Source organism: Bacillus sp. S/N-304-OC-R1 (assembly GCF_019749375.1).
Lineage (GTDB): Bacteria > Bacillota > Bacilli > Bacillales > Cytobacillaceae > Cytobacillus.
Window position 1 is genome coordinate 96,719 of the sequence record NZ_JACWFE010000024.1, and the last position, 17,563, is coordinate 114,281.

At 35.0% G+C, this 17,563-nt stretch carries 16 protein-coding genes; 1 reads left to right on the forward strand and 15 read right to left on the reverse strand.

The window, feature by feature from the left end:
- Window positions 1-262: 262 nt before the first annotated feature.
- The 13 genes from H0173_RS18970 to H0173_RS19030 all read right to left on the reverse strand — a co-directional run bounded on the left by H0173_RS18970 (window position 263) and on the right by H0173_RS19030 (window position 12,641).
- Window positions 263-1,357 (reverse strand): SPOR domain-containing protein, encoded by a 1,095-nt coding sequence (locus H0173_RS18970; protein ID WP_221848294.1) that lies wholly within the window; start codon window positions 1,355-1,357, stop codon window positions 263-265.
- 117 nt (window positions 1,358-1,474) lie between these two features.
- Window positions 1,475-2,473: a LysM peptidoglycan-binding domain-containing protein gene (locus H0173_RS18975; protein WP_221848296.1), complete on the reverse strand. Its 999-nt coding sequence runs from the start codon at window positions 2,471-2,473 to the stop codon at window positions 1,475-1,477.
- Entirely contained in the window at window positions 2,470-3,090 is a 621-nt protein-coding gene (locus tag H0173_RS18980; RefSeq protein ID WP_221848297.1) for a fimbrial protein, read from the reverse strand. The genes H0173_RS18975 and H0173_RS18980 overlap by 4 nt, the downstream gene beginning before the upstream one ends.
- 2 nt (window positions 3,091-3,092) lie before the next feature.
- Window positions 3,093-4,070 carry a type IV pilus biogenesis protein PilM gene (gene pilM / locus H0173_RS18985; RefSeq protein WP_221848300.1) on the reverse strand — a complete coding sequence of 326 codons (978 nt, stop codon included), beginning with the start codon at window positions 4,068-4,070 and terminating at the stop codon, window positions 3,093-3,095.
- Between the two features lie 21 nt (window positions 4,071-4,091).
- Entirely contained in the window at window positions 4,092-4,847 is a 756-nt protein-coding gene (locus H0173_RS18990; RefSeq protein ID WP_221848302.1) for a prepilin peptidase, read from the reverse strand.
- A gap of 44 nt (window positions 4,848-4,891) precedes the next feature.
- The gene (locus tag H0173_RS18995; RefSeq protein WP_221848304.1) at window positions 4,892-5,311 is read right to left on the reverse strand and encodes a type IV pilin protein; all 420 of its coding nucleotides are present in this window, start codon (window positions 5,309-5,311) and stop codon (window positions 4,892-4,894) included.
- A gap of 106 nt (window positions 5,312-5,417) precedes the next feature.
- The gene (locus H0173_RS19000) at window positions 5,418-6,623 is read right to left on the reverse strand and encodes a type II secretion system F family protein (protein ID WP_221848306.1); all 1,206 of its coding nucleotides are present in this window, start codon (window positions 6,621-6,623) and stop codon (window positions 5,418-5,420) included.
- Window position 6,624: 1 nt separating this feature from the next.
- A complete protein-coding gene (locus H0173_RS19005; protein WP_221848308.1) occupies window positions 6,625-7,665 on the reverse strand; it encodes a type IV pilus twitching motility protein PilT in 1,041 nt (346 codons plus the stop codon).
- Between the two features lie 11 nt (window positions 7,666-7,676).
- A complete protein-coding gene (locus tag H0173_RS19010; protein ID WP_221848310.1) occupies window positions 7,677-9,338 on the reverse strand; it encodes a GspE/PulE family protein in 1,662 nt (553 codons plus the stop codon).
- A gap of 25 nt (window positions 9,339-9,363) precedes the next feature.
- A complete protein-coding gene (locus H0173_RS22575; RefSeq protein WP_221848311.1) occupies window positions 9,364-10,680 on the reverse strand; it encodes a VanW family protein in 1,317 nt (438 codons plus the stop codon).
- Window positions 10,681-10,709: 29 nt separating this feature from the next.
- Complete coding sequence (locus H0173_RS19020) at window positions 10,710-11,549, reverse strand: hypothetical protein (protein WP_221848313.1); 840 nt, start codon at window positions 11,547-11,549, stop codon at window positions 10,710-10,712.
- A 156-nt stretch (window positions 11,550-11,705) separates the two neighbouring features.
- A complete protein-coding gene (locus H0173_RS19025) occupies window positions 11,706-12,227 on the reverse strand; it encodes a hypothetical protein (RefSeq protein ID WP_221848315.1) in 522 nt (173 codons plus the stop codon).
- Between the two features lie 6 nt (window positions 12,228-12,233).
- On the reverse strand, window positions 12,234-12,641 hold the full coding sequence (locus tag H0173_RS19030) for a PilW family protein (protein ID WP_221848318.1): 408 nt from the start codon (window positions 12,639-12,641) through the stop codon (window positions 12,234-12,236).
- A gap of 46 nt (window positions 12,642-12,687) precedes the next feature.
- Here H0173_RS19030 and H0173_RS19035 point away from each other — a divergent pair, with 46 nt between their 5' ends.
- Entirely contained in the window at window positions 12,688-14,007 is a 1,320-nt protein-coding gene (locus H0173_RS19035) for a hypothetical protein (protein ID WP_221848320.1), read from the forward strand.
- Between the two features lie 420 nt (window positions 14,008-14,427).
- Here the strand turns inward: H0173_RS19035 and H0173_RS19040 are convergent, their stop codons facing one another.
- A complete protein-coding gene (locus H0173_RS19040; RefSeq protein WP_221848321.1) occupies window positions 14,428-16,143 on the reverse strand; it encodes a sensor domain-containing diguanylate cyclase in 1,716 nt (571 codons plus the stop codon).
- 80 nt (window positions 16,144-16,223) lie between these two features.
- A complete protein-coding gene (locus H0173_RS19045) occupies window positions 16,224-17,531 on the reverse strand; it encodes a bifunctional folylpolyglutamate synthase/dihydrofolate synthase (RefSeq protein ID WP_221848324.1) in 1,308 nt (435 codons plus the stop codon).
- Between the last annotated feature and the right edge of the window lie 32 nt (window positions 17,532-17,563).

The window sequence follows — 17,563 nt, forward strand, 5'->3', positions numbered from 1 at the left end:
TTATTCGTAACAATCGGGAGATACACCTTAATCGTACCAAAATTCGTCAGGACAAACAATTTAATAGCAATAAAAATTTTATCCTTTAAGAAAAAACAGCATTTTTTATAAATGTGAATAGATAAAAATAAGGGAGTCTGTCGAAAAGGTAGACAAGACTCCAATAATTTGCGTTATTTCCCAGAAAATATTCTACTGGGATAGTATATTGTCGAAAAAATAGATAGAAATAATTTTGAGTACCAATCACACAGATTATGTATTATATAGTGTGATAAATAGAAATAAACTCTAGTAAATGCTGTTGTGCCTTTGCTAGTGAAGCAGTATCTTTTGACTCCTTAAACACTAATAACTGCTGCTGTGCCTTCGTCAACTCGCTTTTCAATGAGATAATCCCTTCGTTTTTCAACTGCTTATCATCTACGGACTGTACTTTGTTTAGCCCATTTTTCATTTTTTCTACTACCTTGTCTGAGATGGTACTCGTTAATGATGCTTCTGTCACACCCTCGGCCAAAACAGCATAAATGGAAGGTGCCGCATCAATTATTTTTTTCTCCTCAGGAAGAATCCCTTTTATTGTTTTTTCATCTAGTGTGATAGGCTTCGCGAAACTATCGTACCCTTTTTCCTTAAATTGCTTTCCTATTTCTTTCGCTTCTTCAATACTAGAAGCGATACCTAAATAAAGAACAGCTTGTCCATTTATTTCAATCACCTTTGCCGATATACCCTTTTGGATATAATCCTCTTGAACCTGCTTGGCAGCTTCCAGATTGGAAAAGACACCCCCTTGAATGACAAAAGCCGTAAGAGGCTGTAAGACTGCAGATTCTATTGCTTCTGGCTGTTTTGTTTCTTCTATAATGGGCTCTGTTACTGTCGGTTGCTGTTCAACTTCTACTGTATGTTCAGAAAGAACTAGCTTTAACATAATAAGACCAAAGCCCGTCCCAAGTATAATCGCAAAAAATACAGTTAAAAAAACAGAAGTAAGCATTCGGCCCTGTCCATTTTTTTTAAAACTTTTGCCTAACTGACCAATCCCCTTTTTATTTTCTTTTTTTTCTTTTGTGGCAATCTTATATTCCTTTAAATCTGTTTCAACCGTTTCCTCTGGCAAGATCCACTCAAAAATGTCGTCATCATCAGTAGCTTCCTTTGCAGCGGCGGTTTGTTCAAGACTCAAAGAATCAGGATCTTTATTTATCCCTTCCCTATCAATTACTCCATTGTTGGATAACTCTTGTATTTCGTCTATATTATTTTTAATATCCGAACTCTCTTCATAAGATCGATGTTGGCCATTTATTTTAATGGTAATGGTTCTGTCATTTTCCGGTCTTTCCACCATTGCTCCCCCTTCCATGTCGATTAATGATTATGTTTCATCCTAACATATCGAAAAAAAAAAATAACAAGACTTTTGTCGTCTTGTTACCTTGGATTTTCGTCAAATTTTTTAAGCGGACTATTTATTATTTTTTAGCGGAATTTCGAGAATCTCTCCAGTTTTCACTATTTCATTTTCAAGGTGATTCCATTCCTTAATAATTTTTTCCCCATCTCTTGATTTGAAAAATTTCATAGAAATTCTAAATAAAGTGTCTCCAGGCTGAACAGTATATTTCACTATGCTTTGATTGTTTTTTTGAACGGATTGTTCTGTTCCATTATTACCTTGGGGTTTCTCACCGTTAGAGTTCTGAGTGGGATTTGTGGCAACTTTATCTCCTTGATTTGATAGACTTCCAGACGTACTAAATGGATTCTTTTTATCACTCGTTTTTGGAACTTCCATCTTCGGAAGCTGATCAATTAGATCAGTTAAAGTTGGCATATAAAAAGCTGAAATTGTTATTTCAGACTCTATTGGCTGCTTTTCCTGATCAGCCGATACTATCTCTTCCTGACCGTTAATCTCTAGATTTTCAACAAGTATAACTCTATTTTCTGATTCAAGAGATTCAATAAATTTTTCCATTTCAAAATAATTGGAGGATTTAACAGAGAGAACAACAGTTGTTTTTTTCATACCTGAAGGCAGAGCAATGCTGGGTTTATTATTACCTTGTTGATCAACTGGCGATTCCTCTCCATTCCCGCCCTGCTGATCCTCTGTTTTATCACCTTCTAATTCTCCTGTTGAAAATTCCATGTTTGAAACTAAACTACCAGAGACAACTTCAGCCTTTTCAATATCGAGCAGCAGCTGCTCCACTAGAGGCTTCACCGGAATTTTCTTTTGAAGTGCTTCTGTACCTTCATACGAATCAGATGCGGTTTCTTTTATTTGGTTTTCAATTACAGATAGAAGCTGTTCCTCTGTTTGCAACTCTCTCTGTTTATTAGATAATGTAGATTTTAACGGCTGAAAATATAAAAAGTAGAGCCCAAAGAAAAGTAGTACTATGATAATGGCTCCAACTATCAGGTACAGTTTCTCTTTTTTTGCTGATAGAGAGGTCATGATGCTTCCCCTCCTTTGTCGCTAGCCTCTTCCTTAATAACAGAGCGATTTAAGCTAACCTTGTATTCTGCAATATAACGAGGAAGGATTTCTTGCTCTTGAGATCCTATATTAGCAGATTCAGTTCTTTCTTCTGTTAACTCGTTCGTTGTTAGTGAATTAATTGTAGCATCATCTATCCATTCTGAATCTAGCATTGATTTGAGATAGTATGATGCATCACGGCTCGTATCAAATTGTATAGTAATGACAATATTTCCTGTCTCTTCATAGCTAAAGGTTTGGATAAATCCTCTCTCCGGCAATAATGCAGTGAAATTCCTTAAAAGAGGTACGGTTTTAATTGGATAATCCTCTGCCCAGTGAACAGCTTTTTTCAATTCTTCTAATGAATTAATTGATTCAGCATTTGCAATCTTTTGCTGCTCTGCAGCAATTAATTCTTGAGTAGCAGTATGCTGTTTATGAATAGCTTCTATTTTCCCCTTATAGCTTTGTCCGATCCATACAGTAATGCCAATGCCTATAATCAATATGAGAACGAGTACACTAATAAGCACAAAAAGAGAAGTATTTCTCGGTTCTTTTTTAGGTAGTAGATTAATCTCAACGAGCATGCTTACACCTCTTTTAATGCAAGCCCCAGAGTAAGATAATGTGATCTTGGCAGATTATCTTCTGTTGCTATATCAATGATTTGATGAGGAATTTCAAATCTTGTTTGTATCTCTTTTTCGATAATATCAAGAAAAGGATGATCTCCGTGAACCAAGATTTTAGATATTTGCTGTTTTCCCTGGTTAATAGAATACCGGTAGAAATCAAGAAACTTCCCTATTTCTTTAAAAATGTCCTCCAATTGAAAAAGCAGATCGTTTTGATTTCCACTAAAATCAAAATGCTGATGCCCTTCCCTGCTTGATTTTATCACCCATTGATCTTCTTCAAAATCAATCAATAAATGGTGCATAAATAACGGATGCTGGTTTTCAAAAATACAAAGATTCACCATATTAAGATCAAATTGGATCATTAATAACTGTTCATCCTGACCTGCCATCCCTAACAAGTAATATAGACGATATAGGGATAAAGAAGATATATCCGCTGCTGCCGGGACAAGCTTCACACTTGATAATAAATTGGAATATTCCACTACGTTATCTTCTTGAGCCGCGAATATTAATATTTCTTTTTTATCCTTTTCTGAAGTTAAGGTGTAGGTGTCAAATACCGGTTCATCAAATGGAAGATGGATACTAGTACCGAGTTCTAAATATAGATACCCATTGATTTCATCATCCTTCACATCTGCTGGAATACTAGCTTTTCGAATTATGACAAAGGAATCTGGTACGATGAACCGAACGGATCGTTTTTGCAGCTTCCAATCAGTTACACATTCTTCCAAAATCGTTTCTAATGTGTCATGGTCAATGATTTTCCCGTCTCGAACAATCCCAAACGGAATAAGCCGCTGGCCCCACCTATGGATGCTTAGCGGATTTGTGTTCTTCAATTCGACAAACCGAATCGAATAGTCATTAATTACAATATTGATGATACGGTTTTTTCGCGAAAAAAGGGAAAGTGCCATTGAATAAACTCCTTACCAAACTCAATATGCGAATAGGAGAAAATAATAATAAATGATCTGATCTCCAAAGAAATAGGCAGTTAACGTTCCCGCAGCTATAAACGGGCCAAAAGGAATCGGATTTTTCCTTTTCAACTTTCCGATCAATAATCCAATTATACCAAAAAGAGCTCCGTATAAAGTGGCGAGAAAGAAAGATAATAAAACCATTTTCACCCCTAAAGCAAAGCCTAACAGCGCAAAAAGCTTAATATCTCCGCCTCCCATTCCGCCTTTACTAATAACAGCAATGAATAGCAAAAGAAAAAAGCTGACAGCCGCTCCTAATAGGGAATCCCACCATGGATTAAGGGGAATAAATATCCTCTCCAATAAAAAAATCCCCATAAACACGAGCAACACTTTATCAGGGATAATCATATACGTAATATCAGAAACAAAAATAATCATAAATAGCGAAATTAACGCCCACGCAACAAATAACTCAGCGGACCAGCCAAGGACTAATGGTGCAGCTACAAACAATAACCCTGTCAACAATTCCACAAAAGGATAAAGAGGAGAAATGCGCACCTTACATTGGCGGCACTTTCCCCCTTGAATCATATATGATAGAACAGGTATCAGCTCATATGGCTTGAGCTGATGTTTGCACTTTGGACAAGCAGACCGCGGCGCCACAATGGATTGATTTTGTGGGACGCGGAGACCGACAACGTTGTAGAAGGAGCCGAGTGTTAGGCCGAGTATAAAAATATAAATCGATAGAAAAAACATGGGCTAACACTCCTATAAATAAATTAACTAATAGATTTTACGGGCTATTCCGATTTAGTTATAGCCTCCTCATAAGTCTTTGAACTAATATCATCTCGACTACCTATGAAATTAAAATTTTTATCATTAAATTTTTCAACAGTTAGCGCTTTTGTAAGCTTTATTTTCCCATCAGTATCCTCTGTGATTGTCCAATCATCAGCAATGTTTTTAGTAGTTATATCAAGATACTTTTTTGTACTTGTTTTATCTACATTTTCCCCATTAGCCTTTGCTATAGAAGCAGCTGAAATAATTTGCAAAGCATCTGCTTTAGCAGCATCAAATCTTGATTTATCAATAATATTACCAATACTAGGAACAGCAATCGCTGCAATAATCCCCAAAATTACAACTACCGCCAGCAACTCAACCAACGTCAATCCTCGCTGATCCTTTAATCTTTTCCCAATCTTCTTTAACATACTACTCTCCCTCTCTTCAAATATATAATAATACTTTATTACCTAGTTCTAATTATACTAGAACCTAGTAAATTTAATAGTTTAAGATGTTAATTTTTTGAAAACATTATCCAACCTGATTAAATATCTCAAACATCGGCACCATGATAGATGTTACTATCGTTCCCACAATCCCAGCCAGAAATACGATCATTAATGGTTCGATTAGTGACTTAATTCTATCAGTACTGTTTTCTACCTCTTTTTCATAGAAATCTGCTACTTTTCCAAGCATAGCATCTAGTGAACCAGTTTCTTCCCCGATTACGATCATCTGCGTTAATAGAGGAGGAAAAGCCCAGTGCTTTTTCATTGGCTCTGTTAAAGAGCGGCCCTTCTCAAGGGAGTCTCTAGAATCACGAATAACTCTTGCCATTACTTCATTCTCTACTACTTTTTCTACTATCGTCATAGCTTGTAAAATTGGCACTGAGCTAGTAAATAATGAGCTTAGCGTCCTTGTCATTCTAGCTAGAACAGCCTTTTGGAGCATTTTTCCGAAGATCGGAATCCGCAAAATAAAATAATCTAAGTAATACTTTGTTTGAAGATTTTTTCTCAAAATGGCTATGGTCACTGCAAATGCTATGAAAAGCAATATAATTAACCACCAAAATTTTTGCATAAATTCACTAGAATTTAAGACAAACCTCGTTATCGCCGGCAGCTCTCCGCCAAAATCCTCAAACATTGCAACAAATGTAGGAACAACAGATACTAATAGAAAAATAACTACCGCTACGGCAATAATACCAACTACTAAGGGATAAGCCAATGCCGATGTAATTTTCTGCCTAGTATTATGCTGTTTTTCAAAATGATCTGCAAGTCTTTCAAGCGTTTCATCCATGTTACCGCCTGCTTCACCAGCACGAACCATATTGATAAACATCGGTGTAAAGATTTTCTTCTGTTTAGCTGCAGCGTCCGACAAAGGATTTCCTTCTCTTAATTCCTGTTCAATATCAAGTAAAGCTTTTTTCAAAGCTTTACTTTCTGTTTGAGCAGATAATATTTTGGTAGAGTCAACTACTGAAACTCCTGCCTTTAACAGAGTTGAAAACTGTCTCAAGTAGATGACAAAATGCTGCAGTTTTACTGGATTTCCGATAGATATATCCTTAGTTAAGATTGATTCAGGCACTTCAGTAATATTTACAACTCTTATGCCCTCCTCTCTCAGCTTAAACATTGCTTCCCTTTTGGAGGATGAGTTAATAACTCCTTCAACTTTTCCTTTTCGGTCCCTGCCAGTATATTTAAACCGTGCCATATTAAACTAGTATCTCCTGTAAGAATGGATCTGCCGTTTCCTTTGAAATGATGCCAGACTGAATAAGGTCCTTAATACTGCTTTCAAGCGTGTGCATTCCTTGTGCGCGTGAGGTTTGCATGATACTAACAATTTGGTGGATTTTCTCATTGCGAATAAGGTTAGCAACTGCTGAATTGTTTATTAATATTTCAGTAGCTGCTTTTCGGCCTTTTTTATCTTCTCTTTGAAAAAGCCGCTGTGAAATAATCGAAACAAGGACAGATGCTAGCTGGATTCTAATTTGCGGCTGTTGAGCGGACGGAAATACATCAATAATTCGGTTAATTGTTGCAGGAGCACTTGATGTATGCAATGTACCTAACACTAAATGCCCAGTCTCTGCTGCAGTGATCGCTGTTTGAATCGTTTCTAAATCTCGCATCTCACCTACTAAAATGATATCCGGATCTTGCCTTAAAGCGGCTCTTAAGCCATTTGCAAAATTTTTCGTATCAAATCCAACCTCACGCTGATCAATAATTGAATTACCATGCTTATGCAGATATTCAATCGGATCCTCAAGCGTAATAATATGCTTTCTCATCGTCTCATTCATAAATTGAATCATCGAAGCAAGTGTTGTTGATTTCCCACTGCCAGTCGGACCTGTGACTAGTACTAGCCCTTGTGGTTTTTCGGAGATTTTCCTCAAAATATTGGGAAGTTCCAGTTCTTCAATTGTAGGAATCTTAGTTGGTACAACACGTATAGCCATAGCCACACATGATCTCTGATGATATGTATTTATACGAAACCTAGAAACACCAGGTATACCGTAAGAAAAATCTAATTCACCTTTTTCTTTAAACTGCTCCCACATATGCTCAGGAATAATGGCTCTAGCCATTCCTTCTGTCTCTTCTGGCTTTAATACATCTTTTCCATACTTTTTTAAATCCCCATTAATTCTAAGGATAGGCTGAACCCCTACAGTTAAATGTAAATCTGATGCTTTCAATTCAAATGCGGCGCGTAATAAATAATCTATTTTTTCCTTCATGTCTCGCACCCCTATTCAAGTATCGCCACTCGTAATACTTCTTCAGTTGTCGTTAGCCCTTGTTTTACTTTTAACAAACCGTCATCGATAAGGAAAATGGTTTTATGTTTAATCGCTAATTCTCTCAATCTAGCCATTGATTCACCATTCATGATTGTACGTCTAATCTCATCGTTCACAACAAGCACCTCATGAATGGCGATCCTACCTTTATAGCCTGTCATATTGCAAGAAGAACACCCTCGACCACGAGTTATTTTTTCAATGCTCATACCTCTTTTGGCAAAAATTTCTACCTCTCGTCTTGTAGGAGAGACTTCCTCTGCACAATCCCGGCATATTTTCCTTACTAGACGTTGTGCCACAATACCACTTAAAGACGAGGCAACTAAGAAAGGCTCAACACCCATATCCATCAATCTAGTAATGGTCCCTATTGAATCATTCGTATGCAGAGTACTTAATACTAGATGTCCAGTCAAAGACGCTCTTATGGCTACTTCAACTGTTTCCTTATCTCGTATTTCACCGACCATAATAATGTTTGGATCTTGACGAAGGATGGAACGCAGACCTGCAGCAAATGTCATTCCAATATTCGTATTAACTTGAATTTGATTAACACCCTCAAGCTGATACTCTACCGGGTCTTCGATTGTAATAATATTTACTTCTTCACTATTTAATTGATTCAATGCTGCATATAAAGTTGAAGACTTACCTGAACCTGTTGGACCTGTTAAAAGAACAATTCCAGTCGGCCTTTCAATCATCTCTTTAAATCTCTTTAAATTTAATTTATTGAAACCAAGTTTATGAATATCGTTTAATGAACTGCCTAAATCTAAAATCCGCATCACAATTTTCTCGCCAAAGACTGTTGGCATAGTTGAAACACGAAGATCAACTGGATGAAAATCTAGATTTACTTTAATTCTGCCATCCTGAGGAATTCTATGCTCGGTAATATCCAAGTTGGCGATAATTTTAATCCTAGCCGTTAGAACCCCTTGCATATGCTTAGGTAGTACACGCTCAACTCTTAATACCCCATCAATCCGATAACGAACGATTACTTTTGTTTCCTGAGGGTCAATATGAATATCACTTGACTTCATCGTGACAGCATTTGAAAGAATTTGATTCACCAGCCTGACAACAGGCGAATCTTGGTCTGTTATTCTTTCTTCTTGAACGGTTTCCTGCTGCTGATTCTCACCTAGTAATTCTTCAAAGCCTTCGTCAATGTCATAAAACTTATTGATCGCTCTTAAAATATCATCCTTCGTGGCAATAGCAGTCTCAATTTGAAATCCAGTTGAAAGCCGCAAATCATCAATAGCGAAAAAATCCATTGGATCTGCCATGGCGACGAACAGCTTGTCTCCTTCTTTTTTTAATGGAATAAGAAGCTGACGTTTTGCCGTTTCTTTCGGAATAATATTTAATAGCTTCGTATCAAATGGATAGCGATACAAGCTAATATGTGGAATGCCAAGCTGGAATTCAAGTACTTCGATAAGCTGCTGTTCTGTTATATACCCTCTTTGAAGAAGGGCGTCTCCAATCTTTTGTCCATCACTTTTTTCCTTTAATGTCACAAGGAGCTGTTCTTCTGTAATAAGCCCAGCATCTACAAGTAAATCTCCAAGCCGCTTCCGAATTTGTTTCATTCACTATCCCTGCTTTATTCTATGATTATTTCATTTGTTCGTTTGGTTTACCCCAAAGATCACTATTAGGTTCTATGATTTCTCCAACTGCTTCCCCTTCATTATCCTGTTCTGTTGAAGAGTTCTCCATATTTTGCGAATTTTTATCTGATGCCTCAGTTTGTTGTAAACCACTAGCATTTACATTCTCTTTGCCTAGAAGACCACTTACTTCAATTTGAGGAATAGGAGAATAGTAGTCTTCCGAAATCTTTTCGCTTCTAAGAAGCGCTCCTTTTTCATCATAAGTTTCACGAATAACTTTAATAGATTGACCTTCTTTACCTTTTCTTTCAATGAGCTTTTCATTTGGTTTTAATAAGGAATTATATTGTTTAATCTTTTTTGGTTTAAAGCTCTGCTTATCCTTTGTAACGATCACATACTTATGTAAGAAGGAATTTCCCATTAGTGAAAAAATTAAAGTGTTATCCATGGATTCAATTTTTATCACATATTGTATCTCGTTTGGATTAGCAAATATTAAATCGATATTTTTTTGTACATCAACCTTCGCTTCAAACCCTAACGGAATGTTTTCGGGCTTTTCATTGCCTATATTTCTTTCAATAATTGCAAAATTTGTAGGTAAGATTAATTCGTATATACCTGCTGCGATCGTATTAAGCATTTCCTCAGATTCAATAGATAAATCTTTTTCTTTAAATAGTTGAAGCATAGAAAATTGTGATTTAGCCGGAATTTCAAAAGATGAAATTTCTCTTAACATTTTGCTAAAGTTCACCCCATTCGTATCAACCTTTATCTGTTGAACGATAACATCTTCATTGAGTTCCTTGTCTGCCAAGTAATCATCTAATCTAAACTCAAGCTGATGAGGCTCAAGTGATTGTGCACTACTTAATAAATCTTCTTCTAGCTTATTAATATTTATCGAGCCCGTATCAATGGTTGGAAATAAGTCTTGAATGGTACCTTCAAGACTATTCTTTTCAAATTGAACAAGCATCAAATTTCCCTGACCATTTGTTGCCGTTTTAACTGAATCAGTAACATTAAAACGGAAGAGAGCATTGTCTAACCTAACTTGATTTTCCTTATAATGAATGGTAATGACAGTTTCATTTAACCAGCGTGTCAGCTGCTCGTCTACTGCTTCCATCGCCTCAGACTCGCTTTTACCCGTTAAGTCAACTTTCCCAACCCTAGTACCTTCATCATATGTATCTGTATAATTGACAATCGTATTAAAGGCAAGTGCACCATAATGTGAGAAGGCAAAGATAAAAAAAGTACAAAGGAAAAGCACGATGAATAATTTAACTCCTTGCTTGTTCTTCACTTGCCACTCTCCTCATTCCTGCTTCCAATTTATTTATCAAAAACTAATTCTTCAATCTCAATCTCATCCATAAAATCTTGTTCTTTATTATTATTTTCTACTTTTGGTATAAATTCTGTTGGTATTATTTCCTCCAACTCTTCCATTTCTACTTGTAGTAGTGAATCCTCAATTTTATCAATTACTTCATAAGAATCTTCTAGTATGTCATTGCTCTCAATTAACTTTTCAATTTCTGACATATAAGCGTTTTCAGGATTATTCTCCATTTGCTCAATCATAGGATTGGTTTGTTCAACTTCCTCCAAGCTTATTGCACGATTTGTAAGAAAGGAAACATCCTCATCAATATCGAGTGAATCTTCTATTATTTCATGCTCGATTATCTTCTGTTCAACTGTTTGAACCTTAGCTTCTCTTTCTTTTTCTTGGACATGAAAATTTTCTATTTTCGCTGGGACATCTTGCTCTGCTTGAACCAATTCTACAGTAGCTGCCACTTCATCTACTAAGGAAGGCACTGGTGAGTCAACTTCAATCGTTACTTTTAGTTTCTCTTGGTCTGTATGTAAAATTTCTTTTTCTAATGGGACCATTTTAAAAACTTTTTCTTTAGGAACTATTTCAGATTGCTTAGAATTTCCTATTCTTTTTTCTAACAAAAGTGATATTAGCCCAATCAATAAAACTAAAATTAGGATTGTTTGATATAAAGAAAATTGAATAACAGCCAGTAATCCGACATTCGCCAATAAGAACGCACTTCCACTTATACCTAATCTCAACTTCTTTGAAAATCCAAATGGCAGAAACATCATAATGGGTGTAAGAATTATCACCGAAGCTATCGCAAACAAAAAAGTAATCATTCTGCCACCCCCCCTTAGAAAAAATTATAATCTGAAACTATCATAAAAACCTTAGGAAAATTGTTACAGATTTATTAATACTAATTAAAAAGACCTACGATACTTTTAATAATAGATACTTTATAATATCATTTAACTAGATTATTTCTAAATTAATTACTTTGATATATTTAAGTAGAGTGATTTTATACCTTTTTTTGAGTATTTTTCGTAATTCATATTATTTAATGAAGGTGTAATTGTATACCCCACATCAATAGTACTAGAATTGTTTAAATATACATTATTAATTTCTATGATAAATTTATCACCATTTAAATTCACTTCAGAAATTAATAATCCATTTTGAATAAAGTTATCTAAATTAGAAATAAAAAATTCATAGTATTTATCTGATATTTCCTGATTTGTTGGGTACGGTTTGCTAGGATCAATTTGCTTTAACCAGTTTAATACTTCTTCTTTGGATTGGTCACCAGCTTTATTAATTGCTTTTTCAATATAAATTTCTCCCATTGATGTCAGTTTATTTAACTGAATTACTTCTTCTGTTCTTTGAAATTGAGTTGTACTATTTAATAATTTATTTATTAATAAAGGTGTAAAAATACTAATTATTGTAATAGTTAGTAAGACAATTATTAATGCATATCCCGTCTGAGTTTTTAATGTTCTCATAATTTTCTAATTCTCCAATTCAATATATCCGTAGATTTCTGAATCCGGTTTAAGAGTTTTAGAATAATCCTTATTAGAATATATTTTCACGAGTACTTTTTTTAACCCTAATGCCTGTTCCTGTGAAGTTTGTGTAATAACTACCACCGGATAGTATGTTTTTCCATTTACTTTAGGTAGTTCGTAGGGATATGTATCAAAAGAAATATTTGCGTCTCCTCTCCTAACCATGTTTAATACTTTTTCTGCAACGTTTACTGAGGTAAGTTTGTCTTCAACTTTTCGAGAAAGTGATAGGGATTGAGAGAAGATACTTAAATAAATAATAATAACAAAGCTTAATAAAGTAATTGCACAAAGTAATTCTACCAGTGTAAATCCATTCTTTTTATAGAATAATTCAGGTTTATCCATAACCTTCTCCTATTCCTTTAAAAATTTAAAAATGCGGGGTAAAAGTATGCTTAAAAAATATCTGTTCAAAGAAGCTGGAATTACCTTACTAGAATTGTTAGTTACTCTCTTATTAGTAACGACATTATTAGGAACTTTTTTTGGTGTATTATCATCTACTTTTAAATTTAATAATAAAACTCAATCGCATATTAATTTAAGACAGGAATCTAATATCATTATTACCCAAATGAGGCAGCGACATCAAGAGAAAAACTATAGTGTATGCCACGATAGCCTGGTTCAAAACGTTAATATTTCTATTGATAAATTATGGATAAATAATAATTTTATTAATAAAGGTGATTGTATTTCCATAGATTCATCGTATGATTTAAATATAAAATTTACATTAAAAGATTCTGAGAATAATTCCTTTGATATTGACACAGTAATACAATCCAGAAAAGGAATATCTTCAATCCCTATTGTAATTGAAAAACCTATTTCAAGCTTCTATGATTATTTAAAGAACAATAAAGTCTTTGTATATGGAAAACAGTTCTCCTTTTCAGGAAACAATGTGATTGGTCAGAATGCAACAATGGTTATTCTAGGCGATATACAAGGTAATCAAATAAACGGCGGTGCCTATGGGAAAGTATCTAATATTTACATAGATGGAAAAGGGGTAATAGATAGCGGCCAACAGTTTGGTTCAAAAGATTTTCCAGGGAAAATCTTTTTCAATGGAGACCTAACTTTAGGATCTTATCAAACAATTTATGGAGAGGTGTTTGTAAATGGAAACTTAAAAAACATTGGTTCAACAATAAATGGGAATATTTATGTGAATGGGAATGTTGAATTGGGTTGGACCCCTACTATAAAAGGGGATGCAAGAATTTATTATACAGGGACTCTTAGCTATCCGAAAGATGGTTATCCTGAATCCATTCTAAAAAAATTAGTTCATCAAACCACTGTTCCTCTAGGCAACCAATATATTGCTAGAATGCCGAGTCTTAAATCTAAAGAATGGTATGATAAAAATGGATACACCAATGAAATTAAGCCTTCGAATATGAAGATTTTCGGAAATAATATAAATGTGAAAAGTTATTATGATAATAATTTAAAAAAGTATGTTGATACATTTAATAATGCAATAATTGTGAGTGAAGGAGATATTTCTGTTCGAAGTGGAGATTTAAAGATGACAGGAGTATTGTTTGCACCAAATGGAAAGGTAACATTTGAAGGAACTTCATTCGAAGGCCTTGTCATTTCCAAAGATGGATTTAATGTTGTAAGTGGAGGAACTAACTTAACCTTTAATGGTATTGAAAATTATTTGAAAGATGAAAAGGATTTCCCGCTTAATTAGATTATTATCTCTCCAAATAAAGATATTGACTGTTTTCTAAAAGATTGTTGCTTTTAATAATATTGGAAACGCAGTGTGGATTGGAGCGGAAGGCACTTGACTCTTGCGAGAAATAGGGGAAAGGTCGAGACTCCGCAGACGGAAAGGCGAGGAATTCTCGACTTCCTCCCCGCGGAAAGCAAGTTCCTGTAGCGAAAAGGAACGGTTCACTGTTTAGTCTTAAAAACAAATAAATTCACGAAAAGAGCCAATTTATTAAAGAATTCAGTTCACTTTAGAGATTATAGTATGAAGGAAAGCCAAAGGGCAATAGTCAGGTTCACTGTACTATTGCCCTTTAACTGTCTAATATTTATATCTAACATCTTAGGATCGGATCAATGATAATTGAAAATATGATAAAAATAAATATAATTATTTCTATTTCACATACTCCGCCACCCGATTTCTACCCGCACGCTTAGCACCAACGTACAAGGCACGGTCAGCATGACGTATAAGGGCAAGGGGTTCATCCGCATCTTGCGGAGCTGTGGCAACACCAATTGATGCTGTAATATGTACAATTTTTGTTTCCTCTTGTTTGTCGATATGCTGATCGAGGACGAATTGATTGTCAGCAATCGTTTTTCTTACTTGCTCGGCTACTTCCAGGGCTGCTCTTTTTTCGACATCTGGCAAGAGAATGACAAATTCCTCACCGCCATAACGCGCCACAGTTCCGCTATTTTCAATTAAGTTGGATAGAACATTCGCTAATTGGCACAGAATTTCATTTCCGCTTTGATGGCCATAGCGATCATTAACTGATTTGAAATGGTCAATATCTAAAATGATTAAAGAGATCTTTTCTCTGACATTAGTTCTTATTTTTTCGAATTCACTAGTTAATAAATTTTCAAAAAAGCGATAATTATACAGCTTTGTTAATGCACATCGCTCACTTTGCGCTTTTGTTTTTTCATAATTTCTTGCGTTTTCAAGCGCAATTGCAAAATGTGAGCAGAGAATATCTACGATCATTAGCTGGGATTTTTCGTATGCTCGTTTTGTGGAGGAAGCTAAAAAAAGGATACCTATGACCTCACTGTTCCGTACAATCGGAACACTTAAGACACTTTCTACTTTTTCAGGCATATACCCCTTAACAATATCCTTCCATTCCTTTTGAGAGTTGAAAAGAGCTGCACTCTTTTGTTCCCAAACAAGACCACTAATTCCTTCACTTTTTCTTAACGGTTCAATATTTACAGTCTTTTTTTCTCCCATTTCCATTTGACGAATCAAATGTAGCTCTTCATTGTCAACAATATCAAGTATGTATGCATAATCAACTGGCAGCATTTCCGTGAGCTTTTGTATAAATAAATCTAAGACTTCATCAACATTTAATCTCTCTGCAAGCTGATGTCCAATATCTGTTGCCTTTTGCAAAAGCTTATTAATCTTTCTGCTAGAATGATAAAGATTCAAAATAATAGAAAGGCTGGCAAAAGGAATTCCGACAAAAATTAATGCGACAACACCTATCTCCATATAAAGGGTATATAGGATAAACCCCATTGGGAAGGTCATTAAAGTTGTTAATGTTTCCCAAGTAAAATCGATTCCAAACGTTTTCCGTTTCCCTTTGTATAAAATCAAATTAATAAGCGCAATAAAAAAATGATTTAAAATATAATAGAGTATCGGGTAAACAGGTATCAGCCATAGTGAGTGGGTTATTCCCTTTAAAGCAACACCTGATTGACCACCTAAATAGTAGTAGATTGCTCCGCTTAGAAAGGAAACAAAAAGAAACATAATAGAATTTAATGGGATACGAAAAAATTGTTTCTTTGATAATCTGACTCTAGCAAATAGGACAAGTATTGTTAACTGTAGTAAAATCATTTCAATAAACAGACCAAAAGTCAAAAATACAGCCCATGCTACCCATTGAATGAGGAAAATAGGTGTTCCATTTATGACCATTGGGCTAGCTGCTACAAAGAAAGCAAGAATTAAAAAAACAACAGTATCTATTTCCTGACCAGAAATATGAGGCGGATATAATTGATAGGTTATCCATAAGCTCAACGGAAATAGTAATAACCATAATGCCCAAATTATTTTTTTCTTTATAGAGCTTACCATTTATACCCCTCCTCTTTGGAACAGTTATAGGATAATAGTAATATGATTATCTTATCAAATTTTCAAAATAATGTCACATATCATTTTTGTAATATTTTTAATAATACTGGCTTCATCTCTGATAAAAAGTATAGGGAACCAGTTATCACAAGAATATCGTTATGCTCAAGCGTACTTATATTTTCCTCAATTGCTTTTTGCCAATTCTTATTGAAAAACTTATTTTTACTGCTGCTTAATTCAAATAGTGCTTCTGCCTGTGCTGCTCTCGGGTAGTCGAATTGTACAAAAGTTATTTTATCTGCAATAGCATCCAAGTTTGCAATCATTTTATCAAGCTTTTTATCGGCTAACGCTGTAAAGACAATATTAACTTTATTTTTTTTAAAGCGCTTTCCTAGTTCATTGACTAAAGCGGTAACACCTTCCTCATTATGAGCACCGTCAATAACGATGACAGGTTCATTAGAGATCATTTCAAATCTTCCTGGCCAATATGCCTTTTTCAATCCATTATAAACATGCTCTTCCTCTATTAAGAATGAATAGAACTTATTTAATACTTCGCTAGCCATAACTGCTAATGCTGCATTTTCTGTTTGGTGCTTTCCAGCCATAGAAATTTCGAGACTTTCCCATATTTTATACGGTGTTTTTTGCGTAAATAATTCACCACTTTGGGTAGAGCTATGATCTTTTATTACAATTTGGCTGCCAAGTGAATAAATAGGAGCCTTCATTTCGGTCGTTTTTTCCTTAATTACTTCTAGCGCTTCCTCTTGTTTTACTGCGGTAACTAGACTAATTCCCGGTTTAATAATACCTGCTTTTTCAAAAGCGATTTCAGCATGTGTGTCTCCAAGAATTGCTGTGTGATCAAGACCGATGTTTGTAATGATTGAAACGAGTGGCAAAACAATGTTAGTTGAATCAAATCTTCCACCTAATCCTACTTCAAAGAGAACGATATCTACGGGATTTATCCGGCCAAAATATTGAAAAGCCATAGCAGTAATAATTTCAAATTCTGTTGGAGCTCCTAGTTCGCTTCCTTCCATCTCAACTGAAAGCGGATAAATATTATTTGCTAACTTAACAATATCCTCATCAGGAATTGGAACACCATTAATTGAAATACGTTCATTAAATTGCTCAAAATATGGAGATGTAAACGTTCCAACTTCATATCCTGCCTCTTGAAGGATTGAACGCAAATACGTAACCGTGGATCCCTTACCATTCGTTCCCCCAATATGGACAGATCTAATTCTTCTTTCTGGATGGTCCAGTTTTTCCATCATCCATTCCATTCTCTTTAACCCTGGCTTTACTCCTAGCCTTAACCTAGAGTGAATCCATGAAACAGCTTCTTCATAAGTTGTAAACATTTATTTTGCCCCCTAACTGTATACATCAAAAA